The 21,673-nt window shown below is 69.1% G+C and carries 18 protein-coding genes; 9 read left to right on the top strand and 9 right to left on the bottom strand.

The window, feature by feature from the left end; all coding sequences use genetic code 11:
• The first annotated feature begins 68 nt into the window (after positions 1-68).
• Both B2515_RS07015 and B2515_RS07010 read left to right on the top strand, forming a co-directional pair.
• Positions 69-845, top strand: coding sequence for a class II aldolase/adducin family protein (locus B2515_RS07015; protein WP_293875197.1), 777 nt, complete (start codon positions 69-71; stop codon positions 843-845).
• Positions 846-1,036: 191 nt separating this feature from the next.
• A complete protein-coding gene (locus B2515_RS07010; RefSeq protein WP_293875195.1) occupies positions 1,037-2,200 on the top strand; it encodes an alpha-hydroxy-acid oxidizing protein in 1,164 nt (387 codons plus the stop codon).
• Positions 2,201-2,207: 7 nt separating this feature from the next.
• Here the strand turns inward: B2515_RS07010 and B2515_RS07005 are convergent, their stop codons facing one another.
• The gene (locus B2515_RS07005) at positions 2,208-2,693 is read right to left on the bottom strand and encodes a hypothetical protein (protein WP_293875193.1); all 486 of its coding nucleotides are present in this window, start codon (positions 2,691-2,693) and stop codon (positions 2,208-2,210) included.
• Positions 2,694-2,945: 252 nt separating this feature from the next.
• On the opposite strand from B2515_RS07005, the gene B2515_RS07000 reads away from it, so the two are divergent.
• Both B2515_RS07000 and B2515_RS06995 read left to right on the top strand, forming a co-directional pair.
• Positions 2,946-5,936 (top strand): TonB-dependent receptor domain-containing protein, encoded by a 2,991-nt coding sequence (locus tag B2515_RS07000; RefSeq protein ID WP_293875191.1) that lies wholly within the window; start codon positions 2,946-2,948, stop codon positions 5,934-5,936.
• A gap of 91 nt (positions 5,937-6,027) precedes the next feature.
• Positions 6,028-7,281 carry an aspartyl/asparaginyl beta-hydroxylase domain-containing protein gene (locus B2515_RS06995; RefSeq protein WP_293875189.1) on the top strand — a complete coding sequence of 418 codons (1,254 nt, stop codon included), beginning with the start codon at positions 6,028-6,030 and terminating at the stop codon, positions 7,279-7,281.
• A gap of 45 nt (positions 7,282-7,326) precedes the next feature.
• Here B2515_RS06995 and B2515_RS06990 read toward each other — a convergent pair whose 3' ends face one another.
• Together B2515_RS06990 and B2515_RS06985 are read right to left on the bottom strand one after the other, a co-directional pair.
• The gene (locus B2515_RS06990) at positions 7,327-8,883 is read right to left on the bottom strand and encodes a tetratricopeptide repeat protein (RefSeq protein WP_293875187.1); all 1,557 of its coding nucleotides are present in this window, start codon (positions 8,881-8,883) and stop codon (positions 7,327-7,329) included.
• A gap of 47 nt (positions 8,884-8,930) precedes the next feature.
• Positions 8,931-10,448: a S1C family serine protease gene (locus B2515_RS06985; RefSeq protein WP_293875185.1), complete on the bottom strand. Its 1,518-nt coding sequence runs from the start codon at positions 10,446-10,448 to the stop codon at positions 8,931-8,933.
• Positions 10,449-10,580: 132 nt separating this feature from the next.
• On the opposite strand from B2515_RS06985, the gene B2515_RS06980 reads away from it, so the two are divergent.
• The 3 genes from B2515_RS06980 to B2515_RS06970 are packed head-to-tail and all read left to right on the top strand — an operon-like array spanning position 10,581 to position 14,934.
• Positions 10,581-12,110 carry a CpaF family protein gene (locus tag B2515_RS06980; RefSeq protein ID WP_293875183.1) on the top strand — a complete coding sequence of 510 codons (1,530 nt, stop codon included), beginning with the start codon at positions 10,581-10,583 and terminating at the stop codon, positions 12,108-12,110.
• 43 nt (positions 12,111-12,153) lie between these two features.
• Entirely contained in the window at positions 12,154-13,707 is a 1,554-nt protein-coding gene (locus B2515_RS06975) for a hypothetical protein (protein ID WP_293875181.1), read from the top strand.
• A 33-nt stretch (positions 13,708-13,740) separates the two neighbouring features.
• Entirely contained in the window at positions 13,741-14,934 is a 1,194-nt protein-coding gene (locus B2515_RS06970) for an aspartyl protease family protein (protein ID WP_293875179.1), read from the top strand.
• Between the two features lie 21 nt (positions 14,935-14,955).
• On the opposite strand, the gene B2515_RS06965 is transcribed toward B2515_RS06970, so the two are convergent.
• Positions 14,956-15,141, bottom strand: a complete 186-nt coding sequence (locus B2515_RS06965; RefSeq protein ID WP_293875177.1) for a hypothetical protein — start codon at positions 15,139-15,141, stop codon at positions 14,956-14,958.
• Between the two features lie 10 nt (positions 15,142-15,151).
• Positions 15,152-15,706 (bottom strand): polyhydroxyalkanoate synthesis repressor PhaR, encoded by a 555-nt coding sequence (gene phaR, locus B2515_RS06960; protein WP_293875175.1) that lies wholly within the window; start codon positions 15,704-15,706, stop codon positions 15,152-15,154.
• A 101-nt stretch (positions 15,707-15,807) separates the two neighbouring features.
• Between phaR and B2515_RS06955 the strand changes: the two genes are divergently transcribed.
• Both B2515_RS06955 and B2515_RS06950 read left to right on the top strand, forming a co-directional pair.
• Complete coding sequence (locus B2515_RS06955) at positions 15,808-16,830, top strand: alpha/beta fold hydrolase (protein WP_293875173.1); 1,023 nt, start codon at positions 15,808-15,810, stop codon at positions 16,828-16,830.
• A gap of 7 nt (positions 16,831-16,837) precedes the next feature.
• Positions 16,838-18,010, top strand: a complete 1,173-nt coding sequence (locus B2515_RS06950; RefSeq protein ID WP_293875171.1) for an acetyl-CoA C-acetyltransferase — start codon at positions 16,838-16,840, stop codon at positions 18,008-18,010.
• Between the two features lie 114 nt (positions 18,011-18,124).
• Here the strand turns inward: B2515_RS06950 and alr are convergent, their stop codons facing one another.
• From alr to B2515_RS06930, 4 genes are read right to left on the bottom strand one after another with little or no spacing between them, the layout of a single operon-like run.
• Positions 18,125-19,147 (bottom strand): alanine racemase, encoded by a 1,023-nt coding sequence (gene alr / locus B2515_RS06945; RefSeq protein ID WP_293875169.1) that lies wholly within the window; start codon positions 19,145-19,147, stop codon positions 18,125-18,127.
• A 52-nt stretch (positions 19,148-19,199) separates the two neighbouring features.
• The gene (locus B2515_RS06940) at positions 19,200-19,970 is read right to left on the bottom strand and encodes an ABC transporter ATP-binding protein (protein ID WP_293875167.1); all 771 of its coding nucleotides are present in this window, start codon (positions 19,968-19,970) and stop codon (positions 19,200-19,202) included.
• Entirely contained in the window at positions 19,961-20,917 is a 957-nt protein-coding gene (locus B2515_RS06935; protein WP_293875165.1) for a FecCD family ABC transporter permease, read from the bottom strand. The genes B2515_RS06940 and B2515_RS06935 overlap by 10 nt, the downstream gene beginning before the upstream one ends.
• Entirely contained in the window at positions 20,914-21,636 is a 723-nt protein-coding gene (locus B2515_RS06930) for an ABC transporter substrate-binding protein (protein ID WP_293875163.1), read from the bottom strand. Before B2515_RS06930 ends, B2515_RS06935 begins: the two co-directional genes overlap by 4 nt.
• Positions 21,637-21,673: the final 37 nt, after the last annotated feature.

Below are 21,673 nucleotides of genomic sequence, written 5' to 3'. Positions count from 1 at the left end.
TTCGCGACATTCTTCGCCGGCGGGACGTGGCATGATCGCACCAACGACAAAGGATGAGAGGACAGACCATGGCGACCGCACTCCGGCCCACTGCATTGCGCGACACCGTCTCGCCCGAGGAATGGGCGCTGCGCGTCGACCTCGCCGCCGCCTACCGGCTGGTCGCGCTCTACGGCTGGGACGATCTCATCTTCACCCATCTGTCGGCGCGCGTACCCGGCCCCGAACATCATTTCCTCATCAACCCCTATTCGATGATGTTCGAGGAGATCACCGCCTCGTCGCTGGTCAAGATCGACGTCGACGGCAACACCGTGTCGAACACGACCGCGCCGGTGAACCGCGCCGGCTTCGTCATCCATTCCGCGATCCATGCCGCGCGCGAGGATGCGGTCGCGGTGCTCCACCTCCACACGCCGCACGGCCAGGCGGTGTCGGCGATGGCCGAAGGGCTGCTGCCGCACACCCAGACCGCGATGATCGCCGGCCATGACGTTGCCTATCACGACTTCGAGGGGATCGCGACCGAGCTGGATGAGCGCGAACGCCTCGTCGCCGACCTCGGCACGCACAATCTGATGATCCTGCGCAACCACGGCACGCTCGCCGTCGGCGCCAGCGTGGCCGAGGCGTTCCTGCGCATGTACTTCCTCGAACGCGCCTGCGAGGCGCAGATCCTGATGCTCAGCGCCGGCCGCGCCAACCTCAACAACCCCAACCAGGGCGTCGCCGAAAAGGTCGAGCAGCAATCCAGCGGCCAGGGCATGGCATCGCTCGCCCGGGGCCTCGCGTGGCCTGCCCTCCTCCGCAAACTCGACCGCATCGACCCCGGCTTCCGCGATTGAGGCTGGTTCACGCGTCGCCGCGACGATGCCTCGCCCGGCGCCGGCCGCCGGGCCCGGCAACGACGCGGGCCGGGGCGGGGGCCGGCGCCGGAGCCAGCGCCACGGGCGTGACCTCTTTGCGGCTTCGCGGCTTCGCGTGAACATGTCGTTCCGGCGCCCGCCCGCGCCCCAGCATGGATAGAGCAGACCCGATGCCCCATTACGGCGACTACCAGAATGCGATCTACGCCGCCGGCCTCGCCGGGGTCATGCCGAAGGTGCCGGTCGATTTCGCCACGCTCGAACGGCGCGCCGCCGCGGCCCTGCCCGCCTCGACGCTCGACTATGTCCAAGGCGGTTGCGGCGACGAACACACCCAGCGCGCCAACGCCGACGCCTTCCGCCACTGGGGCATCGTCCCGCGCATGATGGTCGACTGCACGACCCGCGACCTGTCCGTCGCGCTGTTCGGCACGACCTACCCCAGCCCCGTCTTCATGGCGCCGATCGGCGTCACCGGCATCTGCACGCAGGATGGCCACGGCGACCTCGCCGCCGCCCGCGCCGCCGCGGAGACGGGGGTGCCGCTGATGGCCTCCACCCTCTCGAACGACCCGCTGGAGGCGGTCGCCGGGCAGATGGGCGACACCCCCGGCTTCTTCCAGCTCTACACGCCCAAGGACCCGGAGCTCACCGCCAGCCTCGTCTCCCGGGCGGAGGCGGCGGGCTACAAGGCGATCGTCGTGACGCTCGACACCTGGGTCACCGGCTGGCGCCCGCGCGACCTCAACACCGGCAATTTCCCGCAGTTGCGCGGCCACGTCCTGACCAATTACTTCAGCGACCCGGTGTTCCGCGCCCGGCTGGCGGTGCCGCCCGAACAGGACCCCGCCGCCGCCGTCCGCGCTTGGATGGGGGTGTTCGGCAAGGTGCTGACCTGGGCCGACCTGCCCTGGCTGCGCTCGCTCACCAGCCTGCCGCTGATCCTCAAGGGCATCTGTCATCCCGACGACGCGCGACAGGCGATCGATGGCGGCGCCGACGCCCTCTATTGCTCGAACCACGGCGGCCGCCAGGCCAATGGCGGGATCGCCGCGATCGACCTGCTGCCCGGCGTCGTCGCCGCCGCGGGCGACACGCCGGTGCTGTTCGATTCGGGCATCCGCTCGGGCACCGACGTGGTGAAGGCGATCGCGCTCGGCGCGCGCATGGTCGGCGTCGGCCGCTCCTACAGCTACGGCCTCGCGCTCGACGGCGCGGCAGGCGCCGCCCACGTCCTGCGCTGTCTCCTCGCCGAGGCCGACCTGTTCATGGCCGTCAACGGCTACCCGACCCTGTCCGCCCTCCGCACCGCCGGCGCGCAGCGGATGGCGTGACGCGGCGTCAGCGGACCCGGCGCACCTTGGCGGAGCGGCGACCGGGCGCGGTGGCGATGTAGCTGCCGAGCGAGCCCGCCTTGATCGTCACCACGTCGCCGCGGTGCGGCGCCATCATCACCTGCTCCGTGGTTTCCCACTGCCCGCCATCCTCCAGCGTGAAGCGAATCAGCCCGCCCGGCAGCGACGTCGACGCCTGCATCGTGCCGACCAGCTGCTTCAGCTGCGCATCGTCCTTGCCATCGCCGAACAGCTTGATCGACGGCAGCGAGAATCCGAACAGCGACTTCTTCGCCTTCTGCACCTCGCCGCGATCCAGCACGACGATGGCCTTGTCGTTGCGCGCCTCCACCACCGCCCCCGCGGTCCGATCGAAACAGGCGAGTCGCGCGTCCGGTGCGGCGATCGCGCGGCAGGCGGCCAGATCGTCGATCAGCCGTGGCGCGGTGGTGCTGGCGGCCTGCGCCGCCGCCAGCAGGACTATCGGTAACATGGGTCAGCTCCTCCGACGATCGGTCGTCTGACCGCTGCATCGCGCGTCGCGCGCGCCTCCGCAAGTCGATCGGAAAGCACTTATGACCCATTGTGACGGTTCGGCAACAACAGTAATTCAAAGTGTTGCGTCGCCGCAAACGGCCATTGCGGGCTATTATGTTCCATGTCTAACCCCTCGCGCAGAACCGGGTGCATGCACATCCGGGCGATATCGCCGGCACCAATGTCGGCAAAAGGGGCCTTTCATCGTATGACATCACGTATCCGTACGCACCTGCTCAACACGACGTTGTTCGTCGGCGCCGCGCTCGTTTCCACGCCGACGCTCGCGCAGACCGCGCCCGCCACGCAGGAGACGCAGCAGCAGTCGACGCCCAACGCTTCCGCACCGGCGGACGAGGGTCAGGACATCGTCGTCACGGGTACGCTCATCAGCAATCCCAACCTCGTCTCGTCGAGCCCGGTCAACACCGTCTCCGAGAATGAGCTGACGCTGCGCAACGTCAACAACGTCGAACAGATCATCCGCGAACTGCCGGGCGCCGTCCCGGGCATCGGTTCGGCCGTCAACAACGGCACCGGTGGCTTCGCGACGATCAACCTGCGCAATCTCGGCTCGCAGCGTAACCTCGTGCTGCTCGATGACGACCGCCTCGTTCCGGCCGCGGCCGGCGGCACCGTCGACCTCAACAATATCCCGACCGCGCTGGTCCAGCGCGTCGACGTGCTGACCGGCGGTGCTTCGACCACCTATGGCGCGGACGCCGTGTCGGGCGTCGCGAACTTCATCACCAAGAAGAACTTCGCCGGCATGGAGGCGACCGCCAGCCAGCAGATCACCGAGCGCGGTGATTCCAACTACTTCCGTGCGGACCTGACCGTCGGCGCGAACTTCGACGACGGCCGCGGCAACGCGACGCTGAGCCTCGGCTACCAGGAAGCCGATCCGCTGTATCAGGGTGCACGCGACGTGTCCGTGTTCAGCATCGGCGGCGCCAACGGCGTTGCGGCAGGTGCCTCGCCGACGTCGACGCCGACCCGCATCGCCATCGCCGGCAACGATCTTCAGGTCAATCCGGCCGGGACCGCGCTGGTACCGTTCTACAACGGCTTCAACTTCAGCCCGTACAATATCTTCCAGACGCCGTTCAAGCGCTACAACATCTACGCGCAGGCCAATTACGAGGTGAATGACAACCTCGAGGTCTACACCCGCGGCCTGTTCTCGAAGAACACGATCCAGTCGATCATCGCACCGTCGGGCATCTTCGGCGAAGCGCTGACCATCCCGGGCAGCAACCCCTATCTGCCGGCCGGCATTCGCGATCAGCTGTGCACGCTCAACGGCATCGCGCTCGGCGCCGCCTGCAACACCAACACCGCGATCGCGCTGCCGGAAGTATACCGTCGCTCGGTCGAGCTCGGGCCGCGCGTGTCGACCTACACGACGACCGTCTTCGATTATAAGGCGGGCCTGCGCCTCCGCTTCTCCGATCACGTCAAGCTCGACGTCTCGGCCGCCTATGGCGAAAGCAACCTCGACCAGTCGCAGACCGGCTACGTGCTGCGCAGCCGCGTGCAGCAGGCGCTGAACGCGACCAACACGACGACCTGCAACGTCACCTCCAACGGCTGCGTGCCGCTCAACCTGTTCGGTCCCGCGGGCTCGATCACGGCCGACCAGGCCGCGTTCCTGAACGGCGAGAGCAGCATTGCGATCAACACCGCGCTGTCGCAGGTCCGTGGCGTGCTGAAAGGCGACTTCGGCACCACCTCGCCGTTCGCCAACGAGCCGATCGCGTTCGCGGCGGGTGGCGAGTACCGCAAGTACAGCTACAACCGCATCCCCGACGCCTATGCGCTGGTCCCGGGTGAACTGGGCGGTGCAGGCGGTGCCGTGACGCCGTTCGCCGGCGGCTACGACGTCCGCGAGGCGTTCGGCGAAATCATCGCGCCGCTCGTCGCCGACCGGCCGTTCTTCCACTCGCTGACCCTCGAAGCCGGCGTCCGCTATTCGGACTACAAGGTGCAGGCGGCGAACAGCCCGAAGTTCAATGCCACCACCTACAAGCTCGGCGGCAGCTTCGAACCGGTTCAGGAGATCAAGTTCCGCGGCAACTACCAGCGCGCGGTGCGTGCGCCCAACATCTCGGAGCTGTTCACGCCGGTGTCGACCAGCCTCGACAGCCTGCCGCCGGGCCTCGATCCCTGCGTCGGCCTGAACGTGCGCAACGTCCCGAACCTGCGGGCCGCGTGTCTCGCCCAGGGCGCGCCTCTGTCCGCGATCAACAGCACGACCGGCATTCTCGAGCCGGCGTCGGGCCAGCCGAACGTCACCGGTGGCGGCAATCCGAACATCCGTCCGGAAAAGGCCGACACCTACACCTTCGGCGTCGTGATCCAGCCGCGCGGCATCGTGCCGGGCCTCAGCATCGCGGTCGACTACTTCAACATCAAGGTGCGCGACGCCATCACCAGCGCCACGCCGGGTGACATCCTCGCGCAGTGCTTCGGCACCAACCCGGCGGCGATCACTGCGACGCAGGCAGCCTCGGCCGCCTGCACCAGCATCCGTCGCAGCGCCGCGACGGGCCGCCTCAGCGGTTCCAGCGCCACGGTCGCGGGCCTGCCGCAGCCGCTCACCAACCGCGGTCGCCTGCGCACGGACGGCATCGATCTCAATGCCAACTACGCACGCAACTTCGGCGACGTGGGGCTGAACCTCAGCTTCCAGGGCACCTGGACCGCGCATCGCTACTTCCGTGCGTCGGAAACCGCCTATGATCGCGATTGCGTCGGTTACTACAGCAGCAGCTGCGAATCGATCCAGCCGGAGTTCCAGTGGAACCAGCGCACCAGCCTGAGCTTCGGCCCCGGCACGCTGTCGCTGCTGTGGCGCCACATCGGCAAGGTCCAGTATGAGGCGCTGGCACCCGACGCCGCCGCCCGCCTGATCTCGACGCGGCTGTTCAGCGGTACGGTTACCGGACCGACCCCGCTGGCCGGTGGCACCTACGACTTCAACCGGATCGGCGCGTACGACTATTTCGACCTGAACGTGCAGGTCGAGGTGAACGAGAATCTGACGTTCACCGCCGGCGTGCGCAATCTGCTCGACAAGCAGCCGCCGCTGGTGGGTGCGTCGATCGGGTCGACCGCCTACAACAGCGGCAACACCTATCCGTCGACCTACGACGTGCTGGGTCGCCTGTTCACCGTGTCGGGCAAGCTGCGCTTCTAAGCGTCGCTACCCAAACGGATATCTCGAAGGGGCGGCTCTCGCGGGCTGCCCCTTTTTTTGCGCGATCATCGCCTATAGGCTGCCCGTCACCATGACCGATCTTCCGTCGTCCGTTCAGCCGCTCGTGTCCCAGGCGATGGCCGCGCGGCAGCGTGGCGACGCGACGACCGAGCGGCGGCGGCTGGATCAGGCGCTGACCCTCGCGCCGGACCACCCCCAGTTGCTCAACGCCCGTGGAATGCGCGCGCTCGCCGACGAGAATCTGCCACAAGCGCTCGCGTTCTTCGCCGCGGCGGCAGCGCGCGACCCTGGCCAGCCGGTCCTGTGGATCAATCAGGCGACCGTCCACCGCCTGTCCGGCGACGACGCGGCGGAGGGCCTGGCCCTCGAACGGGCACTGGCCATCGACCGGCTGAACTTTACTGCCCAACTGCGCATGGCCGAATTGCACCAGCGCTGCGGTCGGGCCGCTGCGGCGGCGCAGGGCTGGTCCGGTGTCGTCCAGATGGCCGCCGCCATGCCGGAGCGGTCGCCGGCGATCGACGACGCGCTGGCGCGTGGCCGCGCGTTTCTCGCCGATCATACCGATACCATCGGCCGGGCGATCGACGACGCGCTCGGCGGTGCGACGAACCGCCGCATGACGGCCTGTATCGACCACATGCTCGGTCGGCGCGCGATCTACACTAATCACTGCGACGGCGTGCACGTGCCGTTCCTGCCCGCCGACGAATTTTTCGATCGCGACCTGTTTCCCTGGTTCGCCGCGCTGGAAGCGCGCACCCCTGCGATCCGGGCGGAAGCGCTCGCGCTCGTGCAGCACGACGCCGCCTCGATCCGGCCCTATGTCCGTCAGGACGCCGGCACGCCCGACAACAAATGGTCGGGCCTCGACAACAATCTCGACTGGAGCGCCTGTTTCCTCTGGGAATATGGCATCCGCAACGACGACGTCTGTGCGCGCTGCCCGGAAACGGCGGCCGCGCTTGCCGCGATCCCGCAGAACGAGGTGCCGGGCAAGGCTCCGACCGCGTTCTTCTCCATCCTCCGACCCCAGGCGCATATCCCCGCGCACACCGGCGTCACGAACAGCCGGGCGATCATCCACCTGCCGCTGGTCGTACCGGCGGGCTGCCGCTTCCGTGTCGGCGGCGAAACCCGCGCTTGGCGGGAGGGCGAGGCCTTCGCGTTCGACGACACGATCGAACACGAAGCGTGGAACGACAGCGATCGGCCCCGCATCGTGCTGATCTTCGACGTCTGGAATCCGCATCTGTCCGCGGATGAGCAAGCCGTGCTGAAAACGGTCTTCGAGGTTACGGGTCGTGGGGTAACGGCGGCATAGACACGCGGCGCGGTCCGGGACCGGTCACGCCACCGCCCGAAGCCGCTAGTCCTCGCCCTCCTCCCCGTTCTCCCCCTTCTCCGCCTCCAGCATCTCGACCGCAGCCTTTCCCGCCTGCCTCGCATCCAGCATCGCGAGCAGCCGTGCGGCGGGATTGTCGGGGGCGGCGTGCGCCGAATAGGCGAGCGGGCGCAGCGCGACGCGCGCCTCGTCCAGCTTGCCGTCGATTAGCGCCTGCCGGGCATAGGCGAAGCTCAGTCCCGGATCCTGCGGGACCAGTTCGTGCGCGCGCGCCAGCGCCGCCTTGGCATTGGCGGTCGCCGGCACGCCCGCCATGCCGAAACTCGAATAATAGAGCATCAGCGTATAGGCATCGTCCGCATCGACCTTGTTGGCCTTGAGCAGCCAGCTGCGCGCCTCCTGCCAGACCGCCGGGTCCTTGACCTTGGCCTCGCGCGCCCGGCGCAAATGCGCCTGCCCCTTGTAGACCAGCGCCTGCGACGATCGGGGGTCGGCCGCCAGCGCCCGGTCCGCCGCCGCCTCGGCCAGGTCGTAGCGGCCGGCGTCGAGCGCCATCTCCGCCAGCCAGCCCTGCACGACCGGATCGTCGGGATAGCGTTCGCCGATCGGCAGCGCTTCGGCCAGGATCGGCTGCGCGCTCGTGCGGTTGACGCCGCGATCCGACCGCATGCGCAGCTCGATCATCGCCTTCTCGCCAGCGCGCAGCGGCCGGATCGCGACGACGGGCTTGGGCAGCCGTTCGTTCGGTATGCGATAGGCCGGCAGCTTCGCCGCGTTCATCCGCGCGTTCATCTCCTTGTCGAGCTGCCTGAGATCGCCGAACGCCGCGCGCGCCGCCTCGACGCTCGGCTTGCCGGCGTTCAGCGCGGTCAGATACGCGCCGAACTGCTGCCGCCGCGTCTGGTCGGTTTCGATATAATGCGTCAGCAGCCAGCCGCGGGCGTACAGGGACGACACCTGCTCCTGGCTGAGGTTGCGCATATTGGCAGCGAACAGTCGTTCCGCGCGCAGCGACGCGCCGAGGTGCAGCGTATAGGCGCGATGCTGTGCCGGGGCGCCGATCCAGAACACGTCCTTGTCGAACCGGACGGTGGACAGGAACTCGGCATAGCCTTCGGAGAACCAGGCCGGATAGGCGGCCTCGTAATTGCCGAGCAGCAGGTGATGGGCATATTCGTGGAACAGCACGATGCGCGGTTCGTCGCGGCTGCGCGCGTCGCCCGTCGATCCGCGCGCGGGGGTGAAGGCGACCGATCCGCTCGCCCGCCCCTGATAGAAGCCGCCGACGTTGCGGCTGCTGTCGCCGTACAGCCTCCGCACCGCGCTGCCGCTGGCGACGACATAGACCGTCAGCTTGTTCGATTCGTCTTCGGGTCGTTCGGGTATGGTCTGGAAGTATCGGAAGACGCTGTCGAAGCGTTCCAGGTCTTCCGCCTGCCGCCGGACCGTACCGGCATCGCCATTGGCATAGACGATGAAGTGCTTCGACGTCGCCTGCAACCATTCGGCCCGTGCCGGCGCCACCGGCGCAAGCATCGCCGCCGCCATGATAACGAACCCCGGTCGCATGTTCGCCCGCATCTCATCCTCCCCGACCCGCCTATAGTTAGTCGGGGCGACGCCGGCTGTCAGCCCGTCTTGCGGCAGGAATAGACGAGTTTCTCGTTGGGCAAGGGCGGCAGCGCCGCACGTACCGCCGCCTGGCTCTGCGCGAGGCGGTCGATCGCCGCCGGGTCGACGCTGCAGCGCCGGTCGCCGCCCTGCCCGCCCCCGCGCAGCTTGCGCACCTGCTCCATCGCCTGCGCGCCGAGCATGTACCGGGTACTGGTGTAGCGCCGCGTCGCGGGATCGAACATCAGCACCGACACCGTCTGCTCGCCGTCCGGCACCAGCACGCGTTCCCACCGGTCGCCGGCCGGCAGATACTGGGTGCGACCGTTGACGCAGCCGCTGCCGCCCCAGCCGAGCGCGACGTCGGTGGTCGCCGATACGGTGACGCGGCTGCTCTCCGGCTGGAACACGCAGGTGAGCGGGCCGATCGGCGCGTTGGGGACGACCTGTCGCGTCACCGCCGGCGCGGCCGGCAGATCGGGCTCGCCCGAGGGGCGCAGCACGAACACGACGATCGCGGCGATCATGCCGAACCCGCCGGCGCCCGCCGCCCATATCGCATGGCGCCGCCGCCCGCGCGATTCGAGCAACCCCGCCCCGCCGAGACCGAGCGCGCCGAGCACCAGCAGCAGGCCGGCGATCGCCATCACATTCTCGCGCCGGGTCTGCGCGGCGTCGCGCGCGTGCGACAGCGCTTCCTCGCGCGCCATCGCGGTACGGGTCGCCGCCTCGCGCGCGGTGGTGAGCGCATCGGCGCGGGCGCGGGCATCCGCTTCGCTGTCGTCGCGCAGCCGTTCCTCGATCGAGGTGCAGGGCGTGCCGACGGTGGCATAGGGCTGCTTCGCCTCGCGGAGGAAGCCGGCGACCTCGGTGTCGGCGATCGCGAAGCCGAACGAACTGTCGCCCTCCTCGCCGCGGGTGATCGCCGAATTGATCCCGATCACCCGCCCGCAGCGGTCGAGCAGCGGCCCGCCCGAATTGCCGCGCGCGATATTGGCGGTGTGGAGCAGCACCTCGACCCCGGTCAGGCTGCGCCGGCCGGAGAACACGCCCTCCGACCGCACCGGGGAGGTCGGCCGGATATAATCGGCGGCGGAACGGGCGGTCGCGAGGTCGACGTTGCCGGGATAGCCGAGCGCCACCACCGCCTCGCCCTCGGTCACCGGCCCCGTATAGAGCGCGGCGGGCGGCAGGCTGGCGCCGGCGAATTCGATCAGCGCGAGATCGCGTTGCGCGTCATAGGCGATGACGCGCCCCTGATAGCTCTTGTCCCCCTCCGACGGCACGATGCCGACGACGACATTGTCGGGATAGCGTTCGGCCAGCTCCATGACATGCGCATTGGTGACGATGCGGTTGGGGGCGATCGCGACGCCACTGCCATGACCGAAGCCGACCACCTGCCCGTCGACCACCGCGATGGTGACGACGCGCACGACGCCGCGGCCGGTCGCGCCGATGTCGTCCGCGGCGGCGGGAACGGCAAGGGCGACGGTCCAGCCGAACGCGAGGAGGGCGAGCAGAAGACGGCGCATGCGGCGCCTTCGAAGGGCAGTGACGGGTCGCTGTCAAGCACGGCGGCACCATGATCGGCCAGCGCTCTGGTTTGGTTAGGAAAATGTCAAACTCTGCCGCCTACCCCTCTCGGCAGGTTCAAGGGGTATGGCATGAGCGCGTTCGGGCGTCGCAGCGGAATGGGTGGGGGGCAGCCGGCACGGCCGGCCTTCGGCGTGGCGCGTCCGATGCAGGGCAACGGCCTGACCCGGCCCGAGGAACCGGCGCCGGGCAGCCAGTTCCCGCCGATCGATTCGATGCCGCTGCCGGGCGAGGACATGCTGCCCGGCACGATGCCGGCGGGCACGCTCGACGCGATGCAGCGCCTCACCGACCGCCAGAATGCCAGCGGCGACGCCGGCAGCAGCCGCGGCGAGGGGTTCGAGGCATCGATCCACAAGATCAAGGAACAGGTGCTCCCCCGCCTGCTCGAACGCGTCGATCCCGAGGCCGCCGCGACGCTCGGCAAGGACGAGCTCGCCGAGGAATTCCGGCCGATCATCGGCGAGGTGCTCGCCGAACTGAAGCTGACGCTCAACCGCCGCGAACAGTTCGCGCTGGAAAAGGTGCTGGTCGACGAGCTGCTCGGATTGGGGCCGCTCGAGGAACTGCTCGCCGATCCGGCGGTGACCGACATCATGGTCAACGGCCCCGACCAGACCTATGTCGAACGCAAGGGCAAGCTGGAACTCGCGCAGATCCAGTTCCGCGACGAGGAGCATCTGTTCCAGATCGCGCAGCGCATCGTCAATTCGGTCGGCCGCCGCGTCGACCAGACGACGCCGCTCGCCGACGCCCGCCTCAAGGACGGCTCCCGCGTCAACGTGATCGTGCCGCCGCTGAGCCTGAAGGGCACGGCGATCTCGATCCGTAAATTCTCCGCCAAGCCGATCACGCTCGACATGATGGCCGGCTTCGGCAGCATGAGTCCCAAGATGGCGACCGCGCTCAAGATCGCGGGCGCCAGCCGGTTCAACGTCGTCATCAGCGGCGGCACCGGCTCGGGCAAGACGACGATGCTTAATGCGTTGTCGAAGATGATCGACCCCGGCGAGCGCGTGCTCACGATCGAGGACGCGGCCGAATTGCGCCTGCAGCAGCCGCACTGGCTCCCCCTCGAAACCCGCCCCGCCAATCTGGAGGGCCAGGGTGAGGTCAGCATCCGCGATCTCGTCAAGAACGCGCTACGCATGCGTCCCGACCGCATCATCCTCGGCGAAATCCGCGGCAGCGAGTGTTTCGACATGCTCGCCGCCATGAACACCGGCCACGACGGATCGATGTGCACGCTCCACGCCAACTCCCCGCGCGAGGCGCTCGCCCGCATGGAGAACATGGTGATGATGTCCGACATCAAGGTGCCCAAGGAGGCGATCAGCCGCCAGATCGCCGACTCGGTCGAACTCATCATCCAGGTCAAGCGCCTGCGCGACGGCAGCCGCCGCGTCACCAACGTCACGGAAGTCATCGGCATGGAAGGCCCGGTGATCGTCACGCAGGAACTGTTCAAGTTCGAATATCTCGACGAAAGCGCCGACGGCAAGATCATCGGCGAATACCGCTCGATGGGCCTGCGCCCCTACACGCTCGAAAAGGCCAAGCAGTTCGGCTTCGACCAGGCGTATCTCGAGGCGTGTCTGTGAGCAGGCGCTAATGGTCGCGATGATAAGTCCCCGTAGCGGGCCGATGGACATCGAGCCGCGCCACAACACGGCGATGCAGATTGTCGCCAGAGCGCTCGCCGGCTGTTCGCATCCGTTACCATGGCTGATGCTCCTGGCGATTATCCTGCGCGCCTGGGCTGCTTTGACACCCGGTTTTCATCATCCCGACGCGATCTACCAGTATCTCGAACCGGCGCACCGGCTGCTGACCGGTGAAGGCGTCATCACTTGGGAATGGCGGGTCGGGATACGCAGCTGGCTGCTTCCTGCCCTGCTCGCTGCGCCACTCTTCGTCGGTGAAACGCTCGATCCCCATGGGCAGCTACCGATGATCCTGCCGCGACTTGCAACGGCTGCTGCTTCGCTGGGCATCGTCTGGGCGGCATGGGACATCGGGCGCCGCCAAAGTCGGACAACCGGAATACTTGCCGGTGTCGTTGCCGCGACCTGGTTCGAACTCATCTTCTTCTCGGCCGAGACGCTGGCAGAACCGCTTGCGGCCGCCGCGCTCATTCCAGTTGCCGCATTGACGAGTGCGCCGCGTCCAAACACGGCCAGGATTATCTTGGCAGGCGCCTTGGTGGCTTTTGCGGCCTTGGCCCGGCCTCATTACGCGCCGGCGGGCGCAGCGATGCTGTTGGTATCATGGTGGCCAAGTCTCCGGCTGACGCACTTTGATTGGCGCCGCTGGGTTCTGTTGGCGATCGGTGCGTCGAGCGTCGCAGTCGCAAGCATCGTCGTAGACGCTTCCAACGGGCTTACGCCGTTCGCTTGGATCCTCGAAAATTTCCAGCAGAACGTCGTCCATAACGTGTCCGCACGCTACGGCACCTTTCCGTTCCTCTCCTACATTGCATGGTTCATGGAAGTGTGGCGGTGGTGGCTGATTCCCGTGATCGTCGGGGTGCTTTTCGGATGGCGGCAGTCACCCGGCCTTCTCGCGGCAGCCACGATCACGCTCCTTCTACACAGCCTGATTCCTCATAAGGAATATCGCTTCGTCTTTCTGTCCTTCGCCGCCATCACGCTGCTCGCCGCGTTCGGCTGGGGTGAACTGATCGGCCTTGCACGGGCGCGATTCGGAGCCGTGATCGCCGGCCGTCTGGCGATCGGGGTCTTTGGAATGTGGGCCTGCGCATCGATCGTGCTGGCGCAGGGCACAATGGCCCCCGGCCAGCTCAAGCCGAATACCGACGGCTGGAACACCTTTGCGCATTTGCGGGCAGATCCCTCAGTCTGCGGTGTTGCATTGATCCAGCCTGCCAGCTTTGCCAATCTGCCTGGTGCCGTTGCCTTAAGCCTCAATACACCGATCAGCATGTTCTGGACCGGCGATCCGGCCTCATATCAGAACCGCCCGTGGGCAACGGCGGCGCGGTGGAACGCGACTTTCAATCGTATCGTCACCATATATGGATACGGCAATGCGATGCGCGCGCCTCCTGGTTACGTCGTGGAGCATTGCGAGCAGCAATGGATGAACCGGATGTGCATCCTCGCTCGTCCCGGTTCCTGCTCCAGGTCAGACGCATCGCCATTTCTTATCAACAGGGTCATGGCCCGCACCGGTTTCTAGCCGCCCGCCCATTTCGTCGCTACGATCGCGTCGATGCGCCTCTTGCTGCTTTCATCGCTCATCGCCGTCGCGTCACCGGCCCAGGCGCAGGGCGTCGGCCGCGAAGGCGTCGCGACACTCGCACCCGATGCGGAGGCGCGCTGGGTGCCGTTCGACCTGACGCCGGGCAACCAGATCCGCTTCACGCTGACGCTCGACGCGCGGCCGGTGACCGCGATCCTCGATACCGGGGTCAGCTACTCCGTGCTGGCGCGCAAATCGGCGGCGGTCGATCCGGCGCGGGTCACCGCCAACGGACATGCGACCGCGATCGGCGGCGATACCGGCGGCGCGGTCGCGATCGGGTGGCAGGCGACGCGGCGGCTGACGATCGGCGGGCTCACCCGCACCGGCGGCGGCGTCACAGTCGCCGACCTGCCGGCGCTCGCCACCGGCAGCGCGCGGGCGGTCGACATGCTGATCGGGCGCGACGTCACCGGCGGGCAGGCGCTCGACATCGATTATGCCAACCGCCGCTTTCGCCTGATCCCGTCGGGCCGGCTGCCCTTCGTCGGCGCGCTCGCGCCACTGGCCATCGCCCCCGGCCGCCGCGTCTACGAAAGCAGCGCGACGATCGGCGGCCGGCGCGTGGCGCCGATGATCGTTGACACCGGTGATGGCTCCGCGATCACGCTGACGCAGGCGGCCGCGAAGACCGCGCGCGTCGCCGCCCTGCCGACCACCACAACCATCTCGTTCGGCCTCGCCGGCGAGACGGTCAGCACGCTCGCGATCCTGCCGGCGGTGACGCTGGGGCAGCAGGTCGTCCGCAACGTCGAGGCGCGGGTGGAGCCGGCCGGCGGCTTCTCCGAGACGATCGGCGTCGCCGGGCGGATCGGCTCGGGCCTGTTGCAGAACTACCGTGTGCTGCTCGATCCCGGCGCCGGACGAATGGTGCTGAAGCCCGGCCCCGACGCCGATGCCGCGCCGCTGCGTTCGACCAGCGGCCTGCTGGTCGGGCTGGAGCGCGACCGGCTGAAGGTGCTGCACGTCATGCGCGGCGGCCCCGCCGCGGCGGCGGGCTGGCAGGCGGGCGAGACGATCTGCCGCATCGACGGACAGGCGGTGACGCCCGATTATCCGACGACGCCGCTGGCGAAATGGGCGGTCGGCACACCGGGCACGAAGGCGGCGCTGGGCCTGTGCGACGGCACGACCCGCACGCTGACGCTCGCCCGCTTCTACTGAACCAGCGCCGCCCGCCCGCGGCTAGCGCATATGCAGCCCCAGGCTGACCAACAGGATCGTCGCCAGCAGCGCCGCCATCTGCACCGTCCGCCAGTCGACCCAGCCGACCCGGTCGAGGTCCTCGCGCAACCGCCGCCGGCGATCCCGCAGCGCGGCGAACAGCGCGACGATCACCGCCGCGCCGGCGCCCCAGAACATCGCCGGCATGCGCGCGCCTTCAGCCGAGCTTCGCGACCTTGTCCTGCAACCGCGCCATTTCCGCCTTCAGCGCGGCGATCTCGTCGTCCTTGCTCCCCGCGGTCGTGGGCGACGGAGCTGCGACGCCACCGACCGGCGGCTGGAACGCCTGCGCCGCCGCCTCGAACATCTGGAGGTTGCGCTTGGCGATCTCGGCAAAGGGCGAATGCGCGAACGCGCCCTCGACCGCCGACTTGAACTGCTCCTGGTTGCGGCGGAAGCTGTCCATCGACGCCTCCAGATAGCCCGGTACCATCGATTGCATCGAATCGCCGTACATCGCGATCAGCTGGCGCAGGAAGCTGACCGGCAGCATCGTCTGGCCGCGGCTTTCCTCTTCCATGATGATCTGGGTGAGCACGTTATGGGTGATGTCGTCGTCGGTCTTCGCATCGACGACCTTGAAGTCGCGGCCTTCGCGGGTCATCGTGGCGAGATGGTCGAGCGTGATGTAGGACGAGGTCTCGGTATTGTAGAGTCGCCGGTTGGCGTACTTCTTGATGATGACGATCCCGTCGGCGTTCTGTTTCTTCATACCGCTCCCCTGCCCGCAACCCCACCTTCTGATGGCGGACGTTCGTGACTAATCCGGGTGTTACGCCTCAATTTGCCGCGTCGCAACACGGACCGCGCCCATTGCCGCTGTTCCTCGACATGCTGCGCAGCGAAACCGCAGCATATCCCGATCGGACCGCGGCGGCACTGGCCGGTCTCGCCGCCTATCAAGGGGCGTCCCGCCCTGCCCCGCCCACACCGATGCCGGCGCTCGCCACCGCCGGCCGCGCCAGCCTGCGCTATCATGGCGGGCGCGGGCGGATGGTCGTGTTCGTTCCCTCGCTCATCAATCCGCCCGCGATCCTCGATCTCGGCGAGGCATCGCTGGTCCGCTGGATGGCAGCCCGGGGGTTCCGCGTCGCGCTGCTCGACTGGGGCGCGCCCACCGCCGCGGATCGCGACCTGGACATGACCGGCCATGTCGAATCGCTGCTGATCCCGCTGATCGAGCAGCTCGACGAACCGCCGGTGCTGGTCGGCTATTGCCTCGGTGGCACGATGGCGCTCGCCGCCGCCTGCGCCACCGCAGTGGCGGGGCTCGCGCTGATCGCCGCGCCGTGGCGCTTTGCCGGCTATGGCAGTGCGGCGCCGACGATGCTCGACATGTGGGCCACCGCCCGGCCGACCTCAGAGGCGCTGGGCGTGCTGCCAATGGAGGTGCTCCAGGCGGGCTTCTGGCGGCTCGATCCGGCGCGCACGATCGGCAAGTATGAGGCGTTCGGACGGTTCGATCCCGATGGCGAACAGGCGCGTGCCTTCGTCCGGCTGGAGGATTGGGCCAACGCCGGCGAGCCGCTGCCGCTGGCTGCCGCGCGCGACCTGTTCGAACGCTTCATCGCCGCCGACTTGCCGGGCACCGGCGGCTGGACGATTCGCGGCAGCGCCGCCACGCCGGAGCGGCTTGCCTGCCCGGCGGTCGAATTCGTCTCCGCCACCGACCGGATCGTCCCCGCCGCCACCGCCGCCGGCCTCGCCGATCGCCGCGACCTCGCGCTCGGCCATGTCGGCATGATCGTCGGCGGCCGCGCCCGCGCGATGCTGTGGGAGCCGTTAGCAGACTGGATCGCAAGCCTGCCGAAGGGTAGAGCAGCGCCAAAGGAGTAGGATCATCATGACCGAGATCGTCGTCACCGCCGCCAAGCGCACCCCCGTCGGGAGCTTCCTCGGCGCCTTCGCCACCACCCCCGCCCACGAACTCGGTCGCGTAGCGATCGAGGCGGCGCTGGCGCAGGCCGGCGTCGACGGCGCCGACGTGTCCGAAGTGATCCTCGGCCAGGTGCTCACCGCCGCGCAAGGCCAGAACCCGGCGCGTCAGGCGTCGATGGCCGCCGGCATTCCCAAGGAGGTGCCCGCCTGGGGCGTCAACCAGGTCTGCGGCTCGGGCCTGCGCGCGGTCGCGCTCGCGTTTCAGGCGATCCAGACCGGCGATGCGACGATCGTCGTCGCCGGCGGGCAGGAAAGCATGTCGCTCAGCCCGCATGCCCAGTCGATGCGCGGCGGCACCAAGATGGGCGCGGTCAGCCTGGTCGATACGATGGTCAGCGACGGCCTCACCGACGTGTTCAACGGCTATCACATGGGGATCACGGCGGAAAATCTCGCCGAACAATATCAGGTGACGCGCGCCGACCAGGACGCCTTCTCGGTCGGATCGCAGAACAAGGCCGAGGCGGCGCGTGGCGGCGGCCGCTTCAAGGACGAGATCGCGCCGGTCACGATCAAGGGCCGCAAGGGTGACACGATCGTCGCCGAGGACGAACATATCCGCGCCGGTGCGACGCTGGACAGCGTCAGCGGCGTGCGGCCGGCGTTCAAGAAGGACGGCACCGTCACCGCCGCCAACGCCAGCGGCCTCAACGACGGCGCCGCCGCGCTGGTGCTGATGAGCCGCGAGGAGGCCGACCGGCGCGGCACTCCCGTGCTGGCGACGATCAAGAGCTGGGCGAGCGCCGGCGTCGATCCGTCGATCATGGGCATCGGCCCCGTCCCCGCCTCGCGGAAGGCGCTGGAAAAGGCCGGCTGGACGATCGGCGACCTCGACCTGATCGAAGCCAACGAAGCCTTTGCCGCGCAGGCGCTGTCGGTCGGCAAGGAACTTGGCTGGGACGCGGACAAGGTCAACGTCAACGGCGGCGCCATCGCCATCGGCCACCCGATCGGCGCCAGCGGTGCGCGCGTCCTGACGACGCTGATCTACGAAATGCAGAAGCGCGACGCGAAGAAGGGCCTCGCGACGCTATGCATCGGCGGCGGCATGGGCATCGCGATGTGTGTGGAGCGGTGAGGGACGGCGCCTGACTATCGGTGGCTCGCTATTGCGAGCCACCTCCCCGGGGTAGCACTGCCTGACGGGGATGTGCCCCTTGGGCCGCTCCCCGGAGTGACCTTTCTTGTCGAACTATCGCCAATCCCGCCCATACCGCCGCCCCAGCGCCGTCAGCAGCTCGTACTGCGACATCCCGCTCCACGTCGCCGCCTCCGGCAGTGCGAAGTCGATCGCGACCCAGTCGCCCTCGGCCGTTCCCGGCGCCGCGCTTACGTCCAGCGCCACCAGATCCATCGACACGCGGCCGATCACCGGCAATGTGCCGCCGCCCGCGCTGCCCCGATCGGAAAACCCACGGAAATAGCCGTCGGCATAGCCGAGGTTGAGGATCGCCACCGCAGTGTCGCGCTCCGCCGTCCAGGTCGCGTTATAGCCGACCGTCTCGCCGGCACGGACCGTGCGTCGTTGCAACACCTGCGCTTCGGGCGTCACCACCTGACGGATGATCCCGGCAAGCTCGCGGCGCGGAACACCGCCGTACAGCGCGAGGCCGGGGCGGGTCAGGTCGAAGGCATAGTCCGTCCCCAGCGCGATGCCGGCGGAATTGGCGAGGCTCATCCGGCGCGCGCCCGTCGCGCCCCGCAACGCCGAGAACGCCATCCGTTGGGCGGCGTTCATCGCGCTGTCCTCGTCGGCGCAGGCGAGGTGACTCATCAGCGTCTCGATCGCGAGGCCCTCGAGCAGCCCGCCGCGCACCCCCTCGGGCGATACGCCGAGCCGGTTCATGCCGGTGTCGACCATCACGTCGCACGCGCCGCCGCCTGCCGCCCGCCAGCGCGCAATCTGCGCATCCGTATTGAGCACCGGGCGGGCGATGCCGGCAAGGGCCAACGGCATGTCCTCCTCGCGCACACCGTGCAGCACGGACAGCGGCAGGTGGAGGGGGGCGAGGCGTTCGGCCTCGGCCCAGGTGGCGACGAAGAAATCGCGGCAGCCGGCAGCGGCCAGGTGACGGGCGACCTCGGTCGCGCCAAGGCCGTAACCGTCGGCCTTGATCGCCGCACCACAGGCCGCGGTGCCGCTGAGGCGATCCAGCGCGCGCCAATTGTCGGTCAGGGCGGCGGTGTCGATACGGAGGCGATGGGGAGCGGTCACCCGCCCGCGCATAAGGCCGCCGCCGCCCCGCGTCGATGCCCGAGCGGACGGCTCAGCGCGCGATACGGCCGACCGGTATCATCATCGCGCTGCCCGGCAGCAGGGCGACATGGACGTCGAACACATCGGCGATGTGATCGGGGGTGAGCACCGCAGCGGTCGGCCCCGCCGCGACCAGCTTTCCCTGTTTCAACAGCAGCACGTCGTCGGCAGCGCGCGCGGCCTGCGCCAGATCGTGGAGGACAAGCAATACGCCCCTGCCCTGCCGCGCGACGTCGCGCAGCCGGTCGAGGATGTCGATCTGATGCGCGGGGTCGAGACTGGCGAGCGGTTCGTCGGCAAGCAGCCATTCGGGTTCGCCCGCCAGCACGCGCGCCAGCAGCACCCGGGCGCGTTCGCCGCCGGACAGCTCGGAAATACGCCGCCCGGCCAGCGCGCCGGTGTCGGTCGCAGCGAGCGCGGCGGCGATGGCCGCACGATCCTGCGCCGACGGGGCGGCGAAGGGCGTACGATACGGCACACGACCGAGCGCGACGACCTCCTGCGCGGTAATGTTCCAATGCACCGCCGCCGCCTGCGGCAAATAGCCGATCCGCCGCGCGCGGTCGCGATCGGACAAAGCGCGCACGTCCCCGCCACCGATCGTCACCTGACCAGCAGCCGGGGCGATCAGGCCGGCGAGCGCGCGGAGCAGGCTGCTCTTGCCGGCACCGTTCGGCCCGAGGATCGCGGTGACGCGCCCCGGCCGCAACGTCGTCGCCACCCCCTCCAGAACCCGCCGCCCGCCAAGCGCGACCGCCAGGTCGTGCGCGATCAGATCCATGCGCGGTTCCGGTGGCGGAGCAGCAGGGCAAGGAAGAAGGGCGCGCCGAGCAACGCCATCGCCACGCCCAGCCGCACCTCGCTCGCGCCCGGCGCGAGGCGGCACAGGCTGTCGGCCAGCAGCACCAGCGCCGCACCGCCGAGCGCACTCGGGAGCAGCAGCGCGGACGGACGATGACCGAAGAGCGGGCGCAGCATATGCGGCACGACCAGCCCGAAGAAGCCGATCACCCCCGTCGCCGCGACGCCCGCGCCGACGCCGAGCCCGGTTCCGAGCACGACCAGCGCCTGCACCCGCCCGATGCGCATCCCGAGCGAGCGCGCAACGTCCTCGCCCAGCGTCAGCGCATCGAGCCCCGGCCCGGCGAAGGCGAGCAGCACGCCGCCCAGAACGAGGAACGGCGCGGCGCGGGCGAGGTCGGCGAGGCCGCGGTCGGTCAGCGCGCCCATCAGCCAGTCGATCACGCCTGCCACCGCATAGGGATTGGGTGCGATCGCGATCAGGAAGGCGGTGAGCGCGCCGGCGAGGCTCGACAGCACGGTGCCGGCGAGCACGAACGTCACCGCATCCGCGCCACGCCACGTCAGCGCGACCAGCAACGCCATCGCCGCCAGCGCCCCCGCCATCGCCGCGCCGAACAGGCCGAGGCTGGTCGCACCGGCATAGAGGATCGCGGCGACCGCGCCGAAGGCGGCGCAGGACGAGACGCCGACCACCGCCGGATCGGCGAGCGGATTGCGCAGGAAGCCCTGCAGCACCGCCCCGTTAAGCCCGAGGAATGCGCCGAGCAGCAGGCCGAGCACCGCGCGCGGCAGGCGCAGCTCGACGAAGATCGCGGTGGCGGCCGGATCGCCCCATGGCAGCCATTGCTTGCCCGCCGCGAGCGACAGCGCGAACCCGATCACGACCAGCGCGGCGAGGAGGACAAGGCGAAACGGACGGCTCACGACGTCAGCGCCGTGCGGATCGCGGTCAGCCGGCGCAGCGCCGGGACGATCGCCGGCCCGCCGCAATTCATCAGTGCGTGCGGAAAGGCGACCTCGACCGTCGCCGCACCGCTGCGTGCGAGGATGCGGCGGCGCAGGTCGGCGGTGCGGCCGTCGCCGTCGCTGAGGATCGCGCGCGGTGGATGCGCCGCGATCGTCTCGATCGGCAGCGTGCCGGTGAAGGCGAGCCCGTAATCGGTGGCGGCGTTGCGCAGCCCGGCGCGGGCCAGCAGATCGTCGAGCAAGGTGCCGCCGCCGTTCGCAAGGTCGCCGGCGATGAACAGCAGCACCGGCGGCCTTGCCCCGTGCGCGGGCGGCACCGCGGTCTCGATCGCGCGGACCAGCGCCGCGCCGCGGGCGGGGACGCCGGCGGCCTTCGCGATGGCGATCACCTGCGCCTCGCTCGCCGAGATCGTCGCGGGGGCGTCCAGCGTCAGCACGGTCAGGCCGGCGCGGGCATAGGCCTCGCGCGTCGCGGCGGGGGCGAAGATGTCGGTGACGACCAGATCGGGGTGGCGCGCGATCACCTCCTCCGCCGTTCCCGCCACCGCCGGATAGCGCCGGGCGACGGCGAGCGGCAGCGAGGTCGCGCCGGGATCGTGCGAATAATGGCTGATCGCCGCCAGCCGGCCGGGCGCGATCGTCGCGAGGATCGCATCGGCACACGGATTGGTCGACACGATACCCCCCTGCCGCGGCGGCGCCGCACAGGCGGCA

The organism is Sphingomonas sp. UBA978 (assembly GCF_002292295.1).
In the GTDB taxonomy this organism is placed as follows: Bacteria; Pseudomonadota; Alphaproteobacteria; order Sphingomonadales; family Sphingomonadaceae; genus Sphingomonas.
Note: the sequence above shows the minus strand (reverse complement) of the source record. Positions and strands in the feature narration are given on the sequence as shown.